The organism is Pseudomonas sp. LBUM1663, from assembly GCF_059695905.1.
In genome coordinates, this window is the sequence record NZ_CP166792.1 from 3,195,147 (window position 1) to 3,211,539 (window position 16,393).

A 16,393-nucleotide genomic window follows, 5' to 3' on the forward strand; every position below is an offset into this window, starting at 1 on the left:
CTGCCTGTTGCAGCACTTTAACGATCGGCTGCCGGAAATGACGGTTCGCCAACGTGCGCAAGGTTGGTTGCACCAGGTGCTGGCTGCCTACTTGGCGATCCCGATTGATCAAGTGCGAATCGACAGAACCGCTACCGGCAAACCCTGGCTGCCCGAGCAACCCTGGCTGCGTTTCAACTTGAGCCATAGCGGTCATTCGGCCGCCATCGCCCTGTGCCGGAACTATGAGGTCGGGGTCGATCTGGAAGCCGTCAGCGGAAAAGTCGCAGTAAAAAAAGCCATCGCCCAACGCTTTTTCCACCCGGATGAGCAACGCTGGTTGGCGCTTGACGAAGCCAACTACCTCACTCGATTTACGCAGCTCTGGAGTATCAAGGAAGCCTGGCTGAAGGCCCGAGGGACGGGGCTGACCCAATCGCTTGCCGGCTTTTGTGTCATCCCTCAGGCTGGCGCCAGCGGGGTGGCGCAGGTCGTGGTTGAACCCCCTGCCAGTCGTGGGCAGATTCATTATTGCCAGGTGCAAGGGGAAGGGGTTTTCTGTCTGGCCTACGGTGCGATCCTGGCCTCGCAGCACCCATCAGTTCAATGGCAGCTCGGTTGCCATCAAACTGAGGGTTGAGCTGTTTACGAACAATCAGAGGTTGAAATTTCGCTGGCGAAAGAGCCCGTGGCGCCGGTATCGACCTGAGCCGATGGGCTGACGGACATGCGTGCGCCGGCAGACAGGCTGCCGTTGATCCGGGGAATATGGCACAGGGATGATTCCGCTCCCATGCTCATGCGGACATTCGCCACCTGCGCCGTGAAGGGCAGCGGTTTTTTGTTGAAAGTGCCGCCCATTGCCAGGTCAAGTACCAGCTCTCCCGTCTTGCCCTCGATCTGAATGTCTGCGCCCATGCTGCCGGCAACCGTCAGCTTGGACTGATTGACAGCACACGCCGGCGCCACGATTTTTACCCCTGCCTTGCCTGTCAGCCCCGTCAGTGGCTCGCTGGTATACAGCGTAATATCCAGCGCATGGGAGACAAAGCGATCATTCTCCGCAGCGGCGTTGACCAGCAACAACGCCTTATCGTTCGTGGTCACCTGGAGCTTGTTCAGCGTGTCCGCTGAGCCTGAGACCACCATTGAAGGCGTTGCAGCGCATTTGATCCACAGGTTGATGCCCTGGCGGATTTCTACGCTGCTGAAGGCGGTCAGCGGAAAGGTTTTCTCTGCAGCCAGTGCAGAGTAACCGGTCGTGCTGGCCAGCAGCGCAAGCATCAGCTTCATGGTATTCATGTTGTTCATACAACTCCTTATTTCACAGTAGTGTCGCCAGTGTGCGCAGCGTTGTTTCAACACTGTCCTGAGGCATGCCAAAGTCCACCAGCCCTGCCACTTCGTCGATGCCTTCACGTTTGAGCTGTTTCAGTTGCTCCAGGCACTCTGCGGCAGAGCCAAACAATCCGTAGTGGTTGAGGTATTTTTCTACTCCCCATTTAAGGGTGTAGGCCTGCTTTTTGTCAGTTTTCTCCTGTTCAAGCGCCGAAGGTTGACTGAGATTGTCAGACAGCTGCATAAAAGCGCGCAGGTAACCCGTCAGGGCCGGCCGTAGACGTGGCAACAGCGATTCCCGATCTTTTCCGGCTTGGGTATGCATCATCAGCGTGATCTTTCCGCCCGCCGGATCCAGCCCGGCGTCCTGGCGTGCAAGGCGATAGCTGGCGCAGTTTTCCTGAAGCTGTTCACGGGTTTGTGAAATCAGGTGCGTCAGCACATTCAGGCCGCGTTTTCCGGCCTCGCTGAATAACAAGGGATTGCTTCCCGTCGTGACCCAAACCGGAATGGCGGCTTGATAGGCGGGCGGCCAGGTTTGCAACGTGACCGGTTCTGGATGTCCCGGCAGGGACAGTTCGTGGCGCGTCACGGATTCGCCGCGCCATAGCGCCTGAATCTGCTCCAAAGAGGAGAAGAGGACCTCATGGCGCTGGTGGTAATTCTGCGCCTGGAGCACGAAGTCATTACGTTGCCAACCCGCAGAAAATGCAACGCCGACCCGGCCGCGAGAGAGGTTATCCACCAGCGCCCATTCTTCAGCGACGCGCAGCGGATCATGCAGGGGGAGCACCACGCTGCCCGCGCGTAGTGCGATTCGCTGTGTACTGGCGGCCAACGCGGCGCTGACAACGGAGGGATTAGGAAACATCCCACCGAACGTGTGGAAGTGTCGTTCAGGTGTCCAGATAGCATGGAAGTTGAGCTCATCCGCCAGCCTGGCGGTGCTCAGTAACTGTTCATACTTTTCCGCAAAGCTGTCCCGGGCCACGTCAGAAAAACAGAATACGCTGAGTTGCGGGATGGCATCTCCCGCCAGGTTAGGCGATGCATTCATGCTGAGTGACCCTGTCCACGGATTCGATGGTGAAACTGATAGCGCCTCTGGGCATCACATTCAGCCCGTATAGCGGTGTGAGTGCGGCGGGGGCGGTCGATGCCGCCAGGGTGAAATGGCAATGGCTGCACAGCGTTTCAACGGCTGTGGTGAGTTGGTCCAGCGCGAGCGCCATGCCTACGCAATTGCGCTTCCCCACGCTGAAGGGCACAAAGTGCTCCCGTGCAATTTTCCGGCCTTCAAGAAAACGTTCTGGCCTGAAGTTCAGGGGCTCTGACCAGTAAGCCGCATTGCGATGGACCAGCCAGGGTGAGAACAGCACTTTGGTTCCGGCCGGCACGCTGACACCGTCGATCTGCAGCGGGGCCAGGGTGCCACGCTCGAAAAACGCTGTAACCGGGGTCATGCGCAGCGATTCCTTGACGATGGCGCTGGCCATGTCGCGCGTCCCGTGGCGGGCCTCTTCACGCACCTGATTCTGGTAATGCGGGTGTTGTGACAGGTGGGTCAGGCACCACAGCAGTGCGATACCGGTGTTATCCACGCTGGCGACCAAGTTGCCCAGCAACATGCTGATCGCCCGTTCCCGTTCCTGGGGATTGGCCTTGATATCGAGCGCCTGGCAAAAGCGTTGCAGCATGTCGACGTTCCCGCCGCCGTCGCCAGTAATCAACGGCCCGATCATTGCCTCAAGTTCCTCGCGGAACGCGGTCAGGGCCGGGTGTTGGCATAATGCGGCATAATCCTCTGTCGGCTCATCGACAATCAGTTGCAGGTAGATCCTGCGAAAGTGATTGATCAGGCTATTCAGTTGCAGAGGACTGAGCGTGGAGCCGACGAACCCTTGCGCAACGCACATCAGTGCCCATTGTAGGCAGATCTCCTGCATGGAATCTTTCTCCGGGTCCTGGAGAGTGTCCACCAGCCACTGAGCGGAGTGTTGGGTGCCTTGTTTGAGCAACGCTGATTTGGGATTGACCAGCGGTGCGGTCAGCTTTCTGGCCAGGTGCCATTCTTCACCTTCCCTTGCCGTGATCAGCGACTGGCCCAGCAGTAACCGCCTGGCTGAATGGCCATTGTCGAGCTCCTTGTGAAAGCTGCTTTCGTTCTCAAGGAAAAAACGGATATGTCGGGCGCCCGCCAGCAGCAGCACTTCATCCTTTTCCTCACCGATCCAGACCTTGTCCCCGTGCTGGCGAACGGCACTTTCAGCAATTTTCAGAAAGCCCAGCTGCGCAAACCTGGCCGCGGACGGCTTGACGATCGCAATAGCATTGGCGTTATTGAGCATGGACTGCCTCCGGCAAGGCGTCTGAGGTAATGGCGGCGCAACCTACCCAGCCGCCCAGGCCCACCGACAGCAGCAGGGCGGGGCGGCCAGTATCCTGAGGGGCGTAGCGGTCGAGCAGTAACAGAGGGTCCGCGGTATAACAGTGCCCGCATTGGCTCAGCAGGTCGGTGGCGACCGATCGGTCGCGGTTTTCTGGATGGCGCAACCAGGTTTGCCAACTGAGGCGGTTGATATTGTGCGGCAGCAGCCAGGCACGCTTGCGCACGTCTTCGGGGTAGGACGACAGGGCATGCTCGACCAGATGGTTGTGGGACTGATAGAAGCGTTTGGTGTCCTCGCGAGTACCGTCCAGGCCTTGCCAGAATCCGGGGTGATAAAAGCACTGGATGCCCGACACCCTGCGTTGACCGCCACCTGGTTTGAGCAGGGCGGCCACGAAGCCGTCGGCAATCATTGTGCAGCCCGGGATATAGCGCTCGGCCAGGTCAAAGTCGGCGAGCGTATCGCCCGCCAGCAGTGCCACGCAGCGGTGCTTGCCGCTTGCCAGCAACCGTTCGGCCAGCCGCAATCCCCAGAACAAGGTGGCGCAGTTTTGCTGGTTGAGGGTCAGCAACGGTGCATCCACGTCGATAAAATTTGAACGCTGCCGCAGGGATGGCAGGTTGACGCTTTGGCGCAAGGAGGGAGAGGGCAAGCCCTGGATCAAGATGATCGCATCAATCTTTTCCCCTTCCTCCAGGCTGTCACCCAGTTGCTGGAGCAAGGCGTGAAAGCAGCCCTCGGCGCTTTCTTCATCCGCCAGGGTTGATGCCTCTCGCATGCCGAACAGTTGGCCAAATGTTCGGGCTTCTGACGGGCTGCCGCCGCGATGCGCGACGACCTCGTCGAGGGACACGCGGGCAGGTGGAATATAAGTGGCCAGGGAAGCAATGTTCATCGTGGACCCTCTTCGGCTGCGAGCCCGCACAGGCTGATCCCGTTATCATTTTCGCTGATCAGCAGGTAGTCACGTTGCGGCTCCCAGAAGGTGCGCAGCGCAACGAAAGGACCCGCGCACAGCAACCTCGGGTTGACGGCAAACGAGCGAGCGCCGGCAGGCGCCGCCTCCAGTAGACGGGATGGGCCGATCAGGGTCAGGCGTTCCTTGGTCAACCCCAACTGCTCAACGGCGTGCGAAAGGTAATCGCTGGACCATTGCGCAAGGCGCGCGCGCCTGAACCCCCGGTAGCGCAAGCCGCGTTGCTGCTTGTTGAACAGGCAAACGCAGGCATTGTTTTCCGGTTGCAGGGCCGCCATCAGCGGCGAGAAATACATCAGGTTTTTCTGCTCGGCAATCAGCAAAAGTCCGTCCTCGTCTTTGCCGGCCAGGCAGTCATTGAGACCGTCCAGCGCATACAGACCTGCGTCCGGTCCGCGATCGCTGATCGCCAATGCCAGGCAGGCTGAAAGTCCCAGTTGATGGATGGCGGCATTCACCACCGAACTGCCCATGTGCAGGTCTGGCGTCCAATGCGCCATCAGCACGGTTTTCACCCGCGCAGGTTGGATGACGGTGGCCAGCCGGGGCAGCAGCACAGCGATCATATCGCTGAAGGAGGCGCGCTCCGTGCTGGTGACCCACTCCAGCGCCCGATCGTCCTGCGGGCTGAGCGTCTTACCGTTGGCCCGAAAGAAATGCTGCGTATAAGAACGCCAGTGCGGGATATGGGGGTCCGACTCGGGCATGGCCGGATCAGTATGGTGAAACGACTGGAACACGATATCGGCAGGATCGAGGCAGAGTGTCACAGGCTGGTCCCTTGGGTTGCGGGCGGACGGAAGCTATTGAGCAGGTGGATGTTGCTGGTGCCCTCCATGTACTCGAACGCAAAGCTGTCGCGATAGCGCTTGCGCAGCAAGCGATCTTCCAGCCAGTCGTCGTGATTGAGCCAATGGGGCAGGTGGCACGCGGTTTCCTCGACCAGGCGGGTGGCATTACGCTTGAGCTGGCTGGTAAGGGCATGCTGATGCTGGCCGTTGCTGTAGCCTTCTGCCACGGTCAGCATTTGCTGGTAGATCACATGATATTTTCGCCACAGCCGCGCGACCGAGCGCCGTGCCATGGCCGGCAAGGGACGGGTGTCGAGGGTGGTAAGCAGGCCAAATGTGGTGCCCAGCGCCATGGCGGCCACCATTGGCCGATGACGCTCGAATACCAGACTCAGGGAATTGAGCCCTTGCAGGAGTTCGCGGCGCTCGTGCCCCAGGATGTCGTCTTCCTGGACGCGATAATCCTTGAACGTCAAGCGCGTTAAACCGGCGCCCGCCAAACCGACGGTGCCCAGTGGCTCGCGCAACAAGGCAGGCTCGGCTTCATCAGGGAACACGATGACCAATCGCTGGCTTTGTTGATAGCGCGCAAACACAAGGCCGGCGCTTGCCTGCATGGCGCCCCCGATCAGCTTTTTGGTGCCGTTGAGCCGCCAGCCCTGTTCACTGTGCGTGAGTTCAGTGGAGATAGCCCCGGCATCTGAACCTATTTCGGGCTCCGTGACGGCAAAGAACGTCCAGGCTGGGCGTTCGGCAAAGCAGGCAAAAAAACGTGTCTGCTGCTGTTCATTGCCCAGGGTCAGGATGGCTCGGGTACTGAGGGACGCACCCGGCAACAGCATCATGGCGCTGGCGTCCGTTCGGCTCAGGTACTCAATGATTTGCAGGTGCCAGGGATAGCTGACATTGGAAAAGGCCGGCGTTTCCCAAGGGTTGAACCGTGAAGGTATGCCGATACAGGCGAGGCTTCTGAGTTCCGGGTCATCCAGACAGGCGATCGCCAGTTGGAGGTTGTTTTCCTCGAGCTGTCCGGCGGCAAGAAGTCGCTCTGACAGCGCGTAAAGTTGTGGATAGCGGCGGGTGATATCGCTCATAGGTGGTTGCGTTCGCGTAGAGGAAGAACTAGGCGTTAACTTAATTCGGCCTCATATCCGGGTATTGCTTGAGGTTGCAAAAGACAGGGATTTCATTGCCTGCAGGTAACTCAAGCAACAGCGAGGAAAAGGTGGCACCCATTCCGACGCTGACCAGCATCACTTTGGCGCCGGGAGCAAGCTGTTGCCCACGAATGAGTGCGGCCAGATTGAGGTAGGGGTCCGCACCGAAACAATGGCCATAGCGGGGAACATTCTGCAAAAAAACCTTTGCGCGGGGGATGGCGAGTGCGTCGGCAATTTTCTGCCAGGACGACAGGTTGACATTATGCGGGGCTATCCAGTCCAGGGCGTCCAGGGCGCAGTCGAAATGCTGCGCTGCACGGCGCATGGCATTGCTGACGAACGCGAAATAGGCATCGGCGAATTCCGGGTTGGTTCTCGGCTCATTCCCCTTGTGCTGACTGAACTGGCCGGCCTGCTCGCTGTGCCGGGCAATGACCCTGGCGCGGTCTCCCGACCGACCGAGCAGCACGGCACAGCCGGCTTCGCCCATGATGGTGGTGTCATCCAGCAGTTCTACCTTTGGGTGGAAGGCTTTTTCGCCGATCAGCAGCAGGGCGTATTCCCCGTCCTTGAGGCGGCTGCACAGATACTCCACGCCCGACAACGAGGTCGCACAGTGGCCCATCGTCAGGCTGCCGTACTCGGTGTCATGGGCAAACCCGCATGCGTCGAGCACGACCCTGCCGGTCTCGTGAAACGGGCGCAGGGTCGGCACGGTATGCGCATGCACTACATGCCGGATGCGCGCGACGATGTCAGGATGAGTGGCGACGAATTGCTCCAGAAGCTGGCGCATCAGGTCATCCACCGTGCCGGGATGACGCGGGAAGCTCTCCAGGCCGTAGAAGCGTGAAAACATCCTGACATCCAGCGCGGTCAACCCAAGGGTGAGGCCGACCTCGGCCAGTGACTTGCGCTGCTCGGGAATGTGAATGGTGATGGATTCAATATGCCCCAACATGGGTGTTCCCTTTTTCATGGTCGGCGTTTTTCGCGCCAAGAAACCCGGCCAGCGCCTGCTGGGTACGCTGATGCGAGAGAATCCCCAGGTGGCCTGTATTTTCGATGATATGCAGTTGGCTATCCGGCAATTGATCATGGATTTGCCTGGCGTCGGCCGGGTTGATTCTTTGGTCCTGCGTGCCGTGCAAGATGAGTGCGCGCGCCCTGCGGAAGGTGTATGGGTGTGCGGTCTGCAGGTCGGCGGGCATGGGGTAGCGGCTTTGGTAATAGCTACCGAGCAGTGGCAGGTAATGTTCGTCTGCCTTAAGCAACGCCAGGTAATGCCGCAACAGGCTGGACAGTGAAGCCGGGGCTGAAAGCAGGGCCACGCGGTTGAGGGTAAACCCCAGCCAGTGGGCCATCGCGGTGATGATCCCGCCGGCCGAATGGGCAACCACGGTATCGAACGGGCCGTATCGGGTCTGCATTGCCAACAGTAACGAGCACTGGCCGGGCAAATCGCAATTGGCCGGCGCGTGGGGGTCATGGCCCAGCAGGAAGGGTGTGTAGACCCTGTATCCCTGGGCCTGCAGCACTGCTTGCAGGTCAGACATCATCATCGGATGACCACCCCAGCCGTGCAGCAACAGCGCGCTTTTGGCCTGTGGGTGGTGGTTTTCCTCTATCAGCACCCGGCTGCGGTATTCGCCGCAGGTGACCACCTCGGTCTTCATGGTCGCCAGCTGTCGCGACTCACCCGGACGCATCGGCAGCAGGGAGGGTTTGGCCAGGCGCTCGATCAGTGAAGCAAACTGGGTATCCATTGCTTCCCCCTAGGCTTGTGCAGAAAAGATCAGATAGTGCAGCGTTGCCAGCTGGGGCGTGGGATCACCACTCAGGCGCTGCAGCGGGTCATACAGATACAGCAGGCGTTGCCCGGGTTGAAGCAGGGTGCTTGCCAGCGAACTGGCGTATTGCGGATCAAATTGCCCACTGCATACGCCCCAGATTTCGATGAAGCCCGGGCATTGGGAAATCAGGCTTTGCAGCAGGGGAGTCGCACCGCGCGCCGCCGGGTGAAGGCTGTCGTAAACCAACTGTGTCGGATACGGCTCACTGATGACGCTGCGGCACAGGTCCACAGCGGCCTTGGCGTGCAGGCGTTCGCCGCAATCGATGTGTGGCCAGTGTTGATACCAGCGCGCCCGGGTCGGTAGCTCCCGGGTGGCAATAAAGTGCCGGCTGTCCGGCGTGATGGCTTCACAGGTACTGACGATATTCAGTTGACCCTGCACGAGAGGGGCGATAGTCATCGGCACTCCTGGCTGGCTTGTCGAGGTGAAAAACTCTGGTTCAGTCGGTGGATCTGTCGTGTGCCTTCGGTGTACTCAAAGGCCTTTACATCACGAAATGCCTGCCACAGGGCTGTCGGTACAGGCTGAGTGTCTGCGGGGAAAGCATGGATAAGCTGGCTGACAATTTCATCGGCGAGGATCACACAGGCGGTTTTCACCATCCCGGGGCTTTTCCCCGGGGTTTGCTGTTCATCTGCTTGCTGACAGACCATCGACGCCTCACGGTAAGCGGCATACCAGCGACGCTTCATGTGCGACAGCCGTTGAGACTGTGCCGGGGTAGGCATGACGCAGGCTTGCCACTCGTGCAATGCGCGTCGCGCCACACCCAGCGCCAGGGCGCCGACACAGGGGCGCAGCGCATCGAACGTAGCCATCGCCGACTGTGCAAAACGCTGGGTCGGTTTCAAGTGCTGCCCGAGCAAATCCCCTGCCGGGATAAACAGGTTGTCGAACTGCATCAGCGCCAGATTTGCACCGTCAAGCCCGGTTAGCGCAAGGCGATGGCGGGTGATGGCCGGGTCTTGTGGCGAAAACAGAAACGCATTGATCCCCAATTGCCCCGGTGCGGTACGCGCAAACAACACACCGGTTTGGGCGATGACTCCGTTACCGATAAACATCTTGCGCCCGGAGATAAGGTACCCACCGTCCACCGGTGTCGCTGTGGTCTGCATGGCCCCGGCATCGCTTCCCTGTGTGGGTTCGGTCATCGCAAAACAGGACCAGCACAATGCCTGTTGGAACTGGCCGAAAAAGGCATCCTGCTGCTGTTCGTTGCCCAGCCCGGCAACGACATAGGCCGCCATGCTCGGCCCGGGCGCGCTGAATATAAGCGCCGGGGAGACGAAGCCGATCTGTTCGTAGAGTTCATAGCGTGCGGCCAGGCTGATCACCTGACGGCTTGGCGGTACCTGGTACCGTTGCGGCAAGCCGAGAGAGTTCAGCGTCGGGGCGAACGACCACTGCCCCATGATCTGCCGTGTGTCGCCGAAGTTGCGCAGTTGGTCAGCAATCTGCTGGGCGTCTGCGCCCAACGGGCAGGATTGCCCGGCGAACGTGTCATCGTAGAGTTGACTCATAGCGGGCCTGACATGATTTCAATAACCCCGGCATCAGGGTGATAGAGGTGGCTGGAGCGGTGGTTGCTGTCAAAGGCGTTGAACGGGCGCGTCAGAACGATCCAGCCTGCGCTCTTCATAACTTTGAATTGCTCGTCAAAGTCATCGACTTCAAAGCAGATATGGTAGGGCAGCGATGACTTGCCAGATTTGGCCAACAACTCGCGCAAGGGGAGATTGTTTTCCAGCGGTTCGACCAACTCTATCTGGCTGTGCCCATCAACAGTCTCCAGCAGGGTGATGAACACTTTTTGTGCGGCTACATATTCTTTGTAGCGGACGATAACCGGGAAAAACGGTTTAACCGCGACAGCCGTTGCGTCGCTGTCGCCAACCACATAACCGATATGACTAAAACGCATCGCGATGCCCTTATCCTTGGGGAAAACGATTTACGCCGGCGCCTGTCCGGCGCCGGTGCATGGAGTGATGGCATTTTCGCCGCGGTGGCGGGAAGTTTTTTATATGTGCTTGCAGGTGGCCATCAGCTTACGGCCAGCGGTTCTTTGTGCTGATCCACCAGTTGTTGGCGGTCGATCTTTCCATGCAGCGTCACGGGGAAGGTCTGACAAAAGAACATGGATTTGGGGATCATGTATGCCGGTAACTGTTCTGCCAGGAACTGGCGCAGTGCGGCGCGGTGGGTTGCACTGTCCTCGCGCAATTGAATAAAAAGTTGCAGGTCGATGACCTTGCCTTCTTCCTTGATCGGCACCACGCAACACTGGGTGACCTCCACATAGCGGCACACACTGCTTTCAATTTCGGCCAGCTCGATACGGTTGCCGTTCAGTTTCAGTTGGCCGTCATCCCGGCCGTGGATAAACAGGGATTGTTCTTCATCCACAAACCCCCGGTCACCGGTGGCGTAGTAACGTCCGAACTCGTCATGGCTGAATGCACTGTTACGCGGGTCCTCCTCAGGCAGGTAGCCCAATGCGACTTGCGGGCCGTACAAACGCACCTCGCCTATTTCGCCTGGCGGCAGACTTTGACCATCGGCATCCACGATCCTGACGCCGGTCAACCCGCAGGCTGTGCCAAGGGACAGCAGGCCTGCGATATGCTCGGGCGGCTGTCCAAGCTCGAAGGTATGGGTCATGCCGGTGGTCTCGGTCGGGCCATAACCGTGCATCACCTCAAGGCCCGGGAAGCGCGCCTGCAGCTGGATCACCAACCCCAGCGAGGCACGCTCGCCGGCCATAAAGAACCGCTTCAGATCCGGAAACTGCTCCCCGCTGAACAAGGGGTCCTTCAACATCAAATCGACAAAGCTCGGCGTGGAAAACCAACTGGTGACCGGGCTTTGCGGATAGCGCGACATCAGGCGGATATTTTGCCGCGGCAGCATGTTGTGGCGGTGATCCAGCATCAGCAAGGCTCTGCCCTCGCACAGCACCGGGAAAAGATCCAGCAAGCCCATGTCGAAGGAGAAGCAGGCATGGCTCACATGGCATCCATGTGCGATACCGTCGCGGATCATCGGACTGTACCAGGTCGAGAATGCGGCGAAGTTCTCATAGCTGACGACGACGCCCTTCGGCTCACCGGTACTGCCCGAAGTGGGGAGAATATAAAAGGCTGGCTGGGTCAATTCAGGTTCGAGTGGCAGTAATGCCGGGTCGCCATTTTCCAGGGTCGATGTCACCCATTGTGGCCAGCGGTCCAGACCCTCCAGCTTCTGTGGCGTCGCCGTGAGGATCAGCTCGGCTCGGGTCAGTCTGGCAATCTTCTCAATCCGCGGGACGGGGTTGGACTGGTCGGCAAAGCTAAAGCAGCAACCCTGGCTGATACACGCCAGCATGGCTGCTACGGCATCCAGTTGCTTATGGCCGTGAACCAGAACGTTACGGCCTGCCCACGGCGCGAGTAACTGGGCAATCGCGGCGGTGCGCACGCCAAGTTCGGCAAAGCTGTAGGTGCCCTGCTCGTTGATCAAAGCGGTCGCAGTGCTCTGATTTTTCAGCCGCTCAAACAGCGGTTTGATTTGCGATGAAAACATATTTTTCTCCGTTGTCCAAAGCCAGTTGCCGGGCAGCTGAACGATCCAGTTTGCCGTTGTGATTGAGTACGGTGCGGGGGGTGCTGTACCAGTAACGCGGGATTGCCCACGGGGGGAAATGGGCTTGCATGGCGTGGCCAAGTTGTGACAGTTCGCAGGTTGCATTGAGGATCACGCAGGCCTGGATCGCCTCTGCGTTGCCCTTGCGCCAATACGGCTCTACCACCACATCGGCGACCAGGTTGCGGTCGCGCAGGAAGCGTTCGATTTCATGCAGGTCAATACGGTGCCCCTGTATTTTGACCTCGCCATCTTCACGCCCCAGGAAGTAATACCAGGTGCCATCAAACAGGCCGATATCACCGGTGGTGTAAGTGGCTTGCCCATCCTGCCGGCTGAAACTGGCCTGACGCGCAGGTGCAGCATTGAGATAGCCAGGGCCGACACACTCGCCACTGATCAACAGTTGCCCCCGGCCCGAAGCGTCCACGGGTTGGGCGAGGTGCAGTGCCGCACCCGGTCTGGCGCGGCCGATCGGCAGGGGCAATGACGAAGCCACCATGTCCGGCGTAATCAGTACTTGTGAAGCCGCCACGGTACATTCGGTGGGGCCATACGTATTGATCACCTCACAACCTGGAAAACGCGCCCATAACTGGGTGACGATCTCTTTGGGCAATGTCTCGCCGCAGAAGATAAACCGGCGTAACTGCGCCAGTGTGTGTGCATTGAAGGTCGGGTCCAGCAAGTACAGACGCGTCATCGATGGCGTCGATACCCAGCAGGTCAGCGCCATGTGTGCATGCTGGGCAATCATCTTGCGGGTGTTGATCAAGTCTCGATGGTCGAGCACGGACAGTGGTTGCAGAAACTGCCAGGCGAGCCAGATTTCAAACAGGGAGACATCGAAGCAATACCGCACATTTCCGGTGATAGCCCCATCGAGTGGAAAGTCGATGCGTATCCAGGCCACAAAATCGACCAGATTGGACAGGCTGATCTGAATGCCCTTAGGTTCCCCGGTAGTCCCCGAGGAAAACATGATGTAGGCCAGCGGGGTGTCGGTCGCGTTGTCGAACCGCCTGCGGGTGCCGTCCAGTAAATGTCGCAGCGCTGCAGGGTCATGCTGCTGCCAGGGCAAGGCGGCGAGGGCAATCACCTTGGAGTTGGCGGCGCACAGGGGGAGGGCATCGGTGTTCAGGATCAAGCTTGCCTCGACCGTAAGGGCAATCCGTTCCAGCCGCTCGGGAGCGTTGTCTGATTCCACCGGCACAATCGGACAACCACACAGCAGGCAGGCCCACCAGGCCGCCAGAAAATCGAAGGACTTGTGGCCATAAACCAATACCGGCGCCAGTGGCGTCTCGCGTCGAGGCTGCTGGCGGACTATTTCAATGGCGATATCCTGCGCCCGCTGAGCGAGCGCCGCATAGCTGTACGTCAGTGAGTGGTGGCGCCAGGCAGTATGCGATTGACCCTCAAAGCGCATAAACACCGTTATGAGCTCAGACCAAGCGTCCATTTATGCCGCCCGGCTAGCGAGTTGGAGTTCAATGAAGTTCGACAGGCTGCCCACGGTTTCGAAGTGCTGGAATTCCAGCGTGGCAGGGTCGAGCACCAGGTCCTCGATGCGTTCCTCAAGGTACATGATGAGTTCGATATACAAACCGCTTTCAAATCCCAGGTCGCGCTCCAGGTGAGTCCGGGCACTCAGTTCCGAGAGGTTTGACGTTTCCAGAACCAGCCCGATGGCTTCAATGATGGTTGGCGTATACATGTTGGCTCCCTGCTTGTTGTGTGCTCTCGATGTTCAGGTTGTTTTCCCGGCGCGGAAGAAGGGCGGATAGCTGGCCGCGGTCAACTTTCCCGTTGTTGTTTTTGGGCAAGGCTTCACTGAAGTAATAGCGGTGGGGCCGTTTATAGGCTTCGAGATGGGTCTGGCAAAATACCTTGAGTTGCGCGGTGTCCAGGGGGGCTGTGCACTCGATACATGCAACGATTTCGTCGCCATAGATAGGATGGGCGACGCCAATCACCGCGACCTGCAGCACCCCCGGCATTCGTTTGAGTACGCCCTCGACTTCTCGCGGGGCGACTTTTTCGCCATTGGTTTTCAGAATGTCATCCTTGCGCGACAGGAAATAAAGCAAGCCCTGCTCATCCAGCCGGCACACGTCGCCGGTATAAAGGATCGATTCGCCGGGCAACGGGCCTGGCCGCAGTTTCTTCGCGGTCTGCTCAGGGTTGCGCCAGTAGCCGCGCATCACGGTTGCCCCACGGATCACCAGTTCACCGGTGGCATTGCTGCGGTGCGCCACGCCGTCTTCATCCACTACCCAGAGTTCGGTATTCGGGATGGCGTAGCCCACGCTGTCTTTATGCCGGTACAACAATGCAGGGGGAAGCCAGGTGCAGCGATGGCACTCGGTCAGCCCATACATGGAAAAAATCTCGGCTTGGGGGAAGAGGGAGATCAGCAGGTCTATATCGCTGGGGTGCAGGGCCGCCGCGGTGTTCGTGATTTTGCGCAGGGAGGAGAAGTCATAGCGTTTGGCCAATGGTGCAATGATCGCCAGCAGCGTGGGAACAATCGGCAGGATGGTGGCTTTGTGCTTGACCAGCTGTTTAAGGGCAAAGAGCGGACGGCTGAAATCCTTTTCGATAATCAGCGTTGCGCCCACCTTGGCCGCCATGATCGCCTGATACAGCCCGTAGTCGAAGCTCATGGGGATCGTGCAGAAAATCCGGTCGCTGGCCGCCAATTGCAAATAGGTAGCGACAGAGTCCGCCGCGCTCAGCATATTGCGCTGGGTCAACATCACTCCTTTGGGATCGCCCGTAGAACCCGAGGTGTAGATCAGGCAGGCCAGGTCAATATCCAGCGCATCTCGAACAGGCAACGGTAACGCCGGTGCGAGTGCCGCTATTTGTTGCAGGGACAGCAGTGGCGAACCGCTCTCTTGCGCGCCGGGCGCTTGATCAAACAGCACCTGCAGGTCAGAGTTGCCGGGGCCCGCTGCCAGCGCAGTGGCCTGCCCGGCCTGGGCGATCAATAGGTGTGACTCTGCGTTGTCGAGTAACCAGCCGACCCGTGCCAGCGGTGTATCCGGATTCACCGGAACAAACACAGCCTGCAAATATTGCACAGCCCAGAAGCAGACGACGAAATCCACCCCATTGGGGAGCCATACCAAGACCCTGTCGCCGCGTTCAACCTGCTGCTGACGCAAGTAGGCGGCGGTATTGAGCACACGTTGATGGAATGCGGCCCAGGTCACTGCATGCTCACCCTCGATCAGCGCCGTTTTCTCAGGGAACTGGTGTGCAGCCAGCACCAGCCATTGGGTCAAATGGGTTGTGCTCATGTCTCATCCTCATTATTCAATTCAAGAACGATGGCTGCAAAAGTGCCGGCGATGCCGGACGCCACGGCCAGAATGGGGTCAACGGCGATAGCGTTATCGCGGTGCGCCAGCAGGCTTTTCAGATTGAGGAACGCATCGCTGCAAAAGCAATGTCCCAGTTGGTAGAGATGACGACGGTAGATGATGTCCCGGGCAAAACCTGCGCCGTCGGCAATTCTGTCGAAGGTGGGCGGGCTGATGTGGTACGGGATCAGCGTGCGCAACTCTTGAGGGCGCCGCCCTGCTTGTTGCAGCGCGGTGTGCACGGTCTCAAGCATGGTGGGGATAAAGGCGTGATCGTAGGCGTTTTCACTTTCGCGATTGGTCTCGCGCATGCGTGTGCCGTAGGCGGCCAGTTGCTGAACGTGCACGGCGCCCACGCGCAAGGCGCCGGGCGAGGGATTTACGCTGAGCAAGGTCGCGCAAAATGCTTCGCCGAAATAGCCATTTTGATCGGCGTATTGCACGGTGTGGTGGAAGCATTTTTCCCCAGTGATCAATAAGCCACAGACGTCTTCCTGCCTGGCGTGAGCCGCAGTGAGTTTAGCGTTGAGAAACTTCAAACCGACCAGCGCCGACGCGCACGACGCCTGGGTGATAGAGAAAAACTCAAGCTCCGGGCGACCCAGAAATGTACGCAAGTCGCTGGCCAGGGCGGGGACCAGGTCAAAAGGGCTGGGGCAATTCAGAGAGTGCGCCCAGGCCACATAGCCAATGCGCCCGAACAGTACCGGGTCACACTCGGCCCGGAACTGTTGCAACAGCCGCATGATCAGGTCAGGCAACGCCTCCTGCTCAAACAGGCTGGCCGATTCCATCCCATGAAAGCGGCCAAAGATCTTGGTGTTGCGCTGACCCCATGCATATTTTTCCGCCAGGGCAGGCAGGGCTGTAAGGTTCGCGGCGACCAGGCTGGTAATCGTATGGATATACAT

The 16,393-nt window shown here is 59.1% G+C and carries 17 protein-coding genes; 1 reads left to right on the plus strand and 16 read right to left on the minus strand.

Annotated elements, in window-relative coordinates:
• Positions 1 to 7 precede the first annotated feature (7 nt).
• Positions 8 to 619, plus strand: a complete 612-nt coding sequence (locus tag ACA075_RS14595; protein ID WP_497299085.1) for a 4'-phosphopantetheinyl transferase family protein — start codon at positions 8 to 10, stop codon at positions 617 to 619.
• A gap of 5 nt (positions 620 to 624) precedes the next feature.
• Here ACA075_RS14595 and ACA075_RS14600 read toward each other — a convergent pair whose 3' ends face one another.
• The 16 genes from ACA075_RS14600 to ACA075_RS14675 form a co-directional block, all read right to left on the minus strand.
• A complete protein-coding gene (locus ACA075_RS14600) occupies positions 625 to 1,290 on the minus strand; it encodes a GIN domain-containing protein (RefSeq protein ID WP_497299086.1) in 666 nt (221 codons plus the stop codon).
• Between the two features lie 13 nt (positions 1,291 to 1,303).
• On the minus strand, positions 1,304 to 2,374 hold the full coding sequence (locus tag ACA075_RS14605) for a MupA/Atu3671 family FMN-dependent luciferase-like monooxygenase (protein WP_497299087.1): 1,071 nt from the start codon (positions 2,372 to 2,374) through the stop codon (positions 1,304 to 1,306).
• The gene (locus ACA075_RS14610; protein ID WP_497299088.1) at positions 2,358 to 3,665 is read right to left on the minus strand and encodes a cytochrome P450; all 1,308 of its coding nucleotides are present in this window, start codon (positions 3,663 to 3,665) and stop codon (positions 2,358 to 2,360) included. Before ACA075_RS14610 ends, ACA075_RS14605 begins: the two co-directional genes overlap by 17 nt.
• Positions 3,655 to 4,602 (minus strand): beta-ketoacyl-[acyl-carrier-protein] synthase family protein, encoded by a 948-nt coding sequence (locus ACA075_RS14615; protein ID WP_497299089.1) that lies wholly within the window; start codon positions 4,600 to 4,602, stop codon positions 3,655 to 3,657. Before ACA075_RS14615 ends, ACA075_RS14610 begins: the two co-directional genes overlap by 11 nt.
• Positions 4,599 to 5,390 (minus strand): hypothetical protein, encoded by a 792-nt coding sequence (locus ACA075_RS14620; RefSeq protein ID WP_497299090.1) that lies wholly within the window; start codon positions 5,388 to 5,390, stop codon positions 4,599 to 4,601. Before ACA075_RS14620 ends, ACA075_RS14615 begins: the two co-directional genes overlap by 4 nt.
• Before the next feature lie 59 nt (positions 5,391 to 5,449).
• Positions 5,450 to 6,568: an acyl-CoA dehydrogenase family protein gene (locus ACA075_RS14625; RefSeq protein WP_497299091.1), complete on the minus strand. Its 1,119-nt coding sequence runs from the start codon at positions 6,566 to 6,568 to the stop codon at positions 5,450 to 5,452.
• A gap of 40 nt (positions 6,569 to 6,608) precedes the next feature.
• Positions 6,609 to 7,595, minus strand: a complete 987-nt coding sequence (locus tag ACA075_RS14630; protein WP_497299092.1) for a 3-oxoacyl-[acyl-carrier-protein] synthase III C-terminal domain-containing protein — start codon at positions 7,593 to 7,595, stop codon at positions 6,609 to 6,611.
• Positions 7,579 to 8,400, minus strand: a complete 822-nt coding sequence (locus tag ACA075_RS14635; RefSeq protein ID WP_497299093.1) for an alpha/beta fold hydrolase — start codon at positions 8,398 to 8,400, stop codon at positions 7,579 to 7,581. The genes ACA075_RS14630 and ACA075_RS14635 overlap by 17 nt, the downstream gene beginning before the upstream one ends.
• A gap of 9 nt (positions 8,401 to 8,409) precedes the next feature.
• On the minus strand, positions 8,410 to 8,889 hold the full coding sequence (locus tag ACA075_RS14640; RefSeq protein WP_497299094.1) for a hypothetical protein: 480 nt from the start codon (positions 8,887 to 8,889) through the stop codon (positions 8,410 to 8,412).
• Positions 8,886 to 10,013 (minus strand): acyl-CoA dehydrogenase family protein, encoded by a 1,128-nt coding sequence (locus tag ACA075_RS14645; protein ID WP_497299095.1) that lies wholly within the window; start codon positions 10,011 to 10,013, stop codon positions 8,886 to 8,888. The genes ACA075_RS14640 and ACA075_RS14645 overlap by 4 nt, the downstream gene beginning before the upstream one ends.
• Positions 10,010 to 10,414 (minus strand): VOC family protein, encoded by a 405-nt coding sequence (locus ACA075_RS14650; protein WP_497299096.1) that lies wholly within the window; start codon positions 10,412 to 10,414, stop codon positions 10,010 to 10,012. Before ACA075_RS14650 ends, ACA075_RS14645 begins: the two co-directional genes overlap by 4 nt.
• A 122-nt stretch (positions 10,415 to 10,536) precedes the next feature.
• The gene (locus tag ACA075_RS14655; protein WP_497299097.1) at positions 10,537 to 12,054 is read right to left on the minus strand and encodes an AMP-binding protein; all 1,518 of its coding nucleotides are present in this window, start codon (positions 12,052 to 12,054) and stop codon (positions 10,537 to 10,539) included.
• Positions 12,023 to 13,576 (minus strand): AMP-binding protein, encoded by a 1,554-nt coding sequence (locus ACA075_RS14660; RefSeq protein ID WP_497299098.1) that lies wholly within the window; start codon positions 13,574 to 13,576, stop codon positions 12,023 to 12,025. The genes ACA075_RS14655 and ACA075_RS14660 overlap by 32 nt, the downstream gene beginning before the upstream one ends.
• Positions 13,577 to 13,831, minus strand: a complete 255-nt coding sequence (locus ACA075_RS14665) for a phosphopantetheine-binding protein (protein ID WP_008010488.1) — start codon at positions 13,829 to 13,831, stop codon at positions 13,577 to 13,579. It lies immediately after the preceding gene.
• On the minus strand, positions 13,809 to 15,419 hold the full coding sequence (locus ACA075_RS14670; RefSeq protein WP_497299099.1) for a class I adenylate-forming enzyme family protein: 1,611 nt from the start codon (positions 15,417 to 15,419) through the stop codon (positions 13,809 to 13,811). Before ACA075_RS14670 ends, ACA075_RS14665 begins: the two co-directional genes overlap by 23 nt.
• Positions 15,416 to 16,393 (minus strand): beta-ketoacyl-[acyl-carrier-protein] synthase family protein, encoded by a 978-nt coding sequence (locus ACA075_RS14675; protein WP_497299100.1) that lies wholly within the window; start codon positions 16,391 to 16,393, stop codon positions 15,416 to 15,418. Before ACA075_RS14675 ends, ACA075_RS14670 begins: the two co-directional genes overlap by 4 nt.

Coding starts and splice junctions, on each gene's coding strand:
- ACA075_RS14630 (WP_497299092.1), bottom strand. CDS start 7,595: ATGTTGGGGCATATTGAATCCATCACCATTCACATTCCCGAGCAGCGC.
- ACA075_RS14635 (WP_497299093.1), bottom strand. CDS start 8,400: ATGGATACCCAGTTTGCTTCACTGATCGAGCGCCTGGCCAAACCCTCC.
- ACA075_RS14600 (WP_497299086.1), bottom strand. CDS start 1,290: ATGAACAACATGAATACCATGAAGCTGATGCTTGCGCTGCTGGCCAGC.
- ACA075_RS14640 (WP_497299094.1), bottom strand. CDS start 8,889: ATGACTATCGCCCCTCTCGTGCAGGGTCAACTGAATATCGTCAGTACC.
- ACA075_RS14660 (WP_497299098.1), bottom strand. CDS start 13,576: ATGGACGCTTGGTCTGAGCTCATAACGGTGTTTATGCGCTTTGAGGGT.
- ACA075_RS14670 (WP_497299099.1), bottom strand. CDS start 15,419: ATGAGCACAACCCATTTGACCCAATGGCTGGTGCTGGCTGCACACCAG.
- ACA075_RS14675 (WP_497299100.1), bottom strand. CDS start 16,393: ATGTATATCCATACGATTACCAGCCTGGTCGCCGCGAACCTTACAGCC.
- ACA075_RS14655 (WP_497299097.1), bottom strand. CDS start 12,054: ATGTTTTCATCGCAAATCAAACCGCTGTTTGAGCGGCTGAAAAATCAG.
- ACA075_RS14665 (WP_008010488.1), bottom strand. CDS start 13,831: ATGTATACGCCAACCATCATTGAAGCCATCGGGCTGGTTCTGGAAACG.
- ACA075_RS14610 (WP_497299088.1), bottom strand. CDS start 3,665: ATGCTCAATAACGCCAATGCTATTGCGATCGTCAAGCCGTCCGCGGCC.
- ACA075_RS14645 (WP_497299095.1), bottom strand. CDS start 10,013: ATGAGTCAACTCTACGATGACACGTTCGCCGGGCAATCCTGCCCGTTG.
- ACA075_RS14605 (WP_497299087.1), bottom strand. CDS start 2,374: ATGAATGCATCGCCTAACCTGGCGGGAGATGCCATCCCGCAACTCAGC.
- ACA075_RS14650 (WP_497299096.1), bottom strand. CDS start 10,414: ATGCGTTTTAGTCATATCGGTTATGTGGTTGGCGACAGCGACGCAACG.
- ACA075_RS14620 (WP_497299090.1), bottom strand. CDS start 5,390: ATGCCCGAGTCGGACCCCCATATCCCGCACTGGCGTTCTTATACGCAG.
- ACA075_RS14625 (WP_497299091.1), bottom strand. CDS start 6,568: ATGAGCGATATCACCCGCCGCTATCCACAACTTTACGCGCTGTCAGAG.
- ACA075_RS14615 (WP_497299089.1), bottom strand. CDS start 4,602: ATGAACATTGCTTCCCTGGCCACTTATATTCCACCTGCCCGCGTGTCC.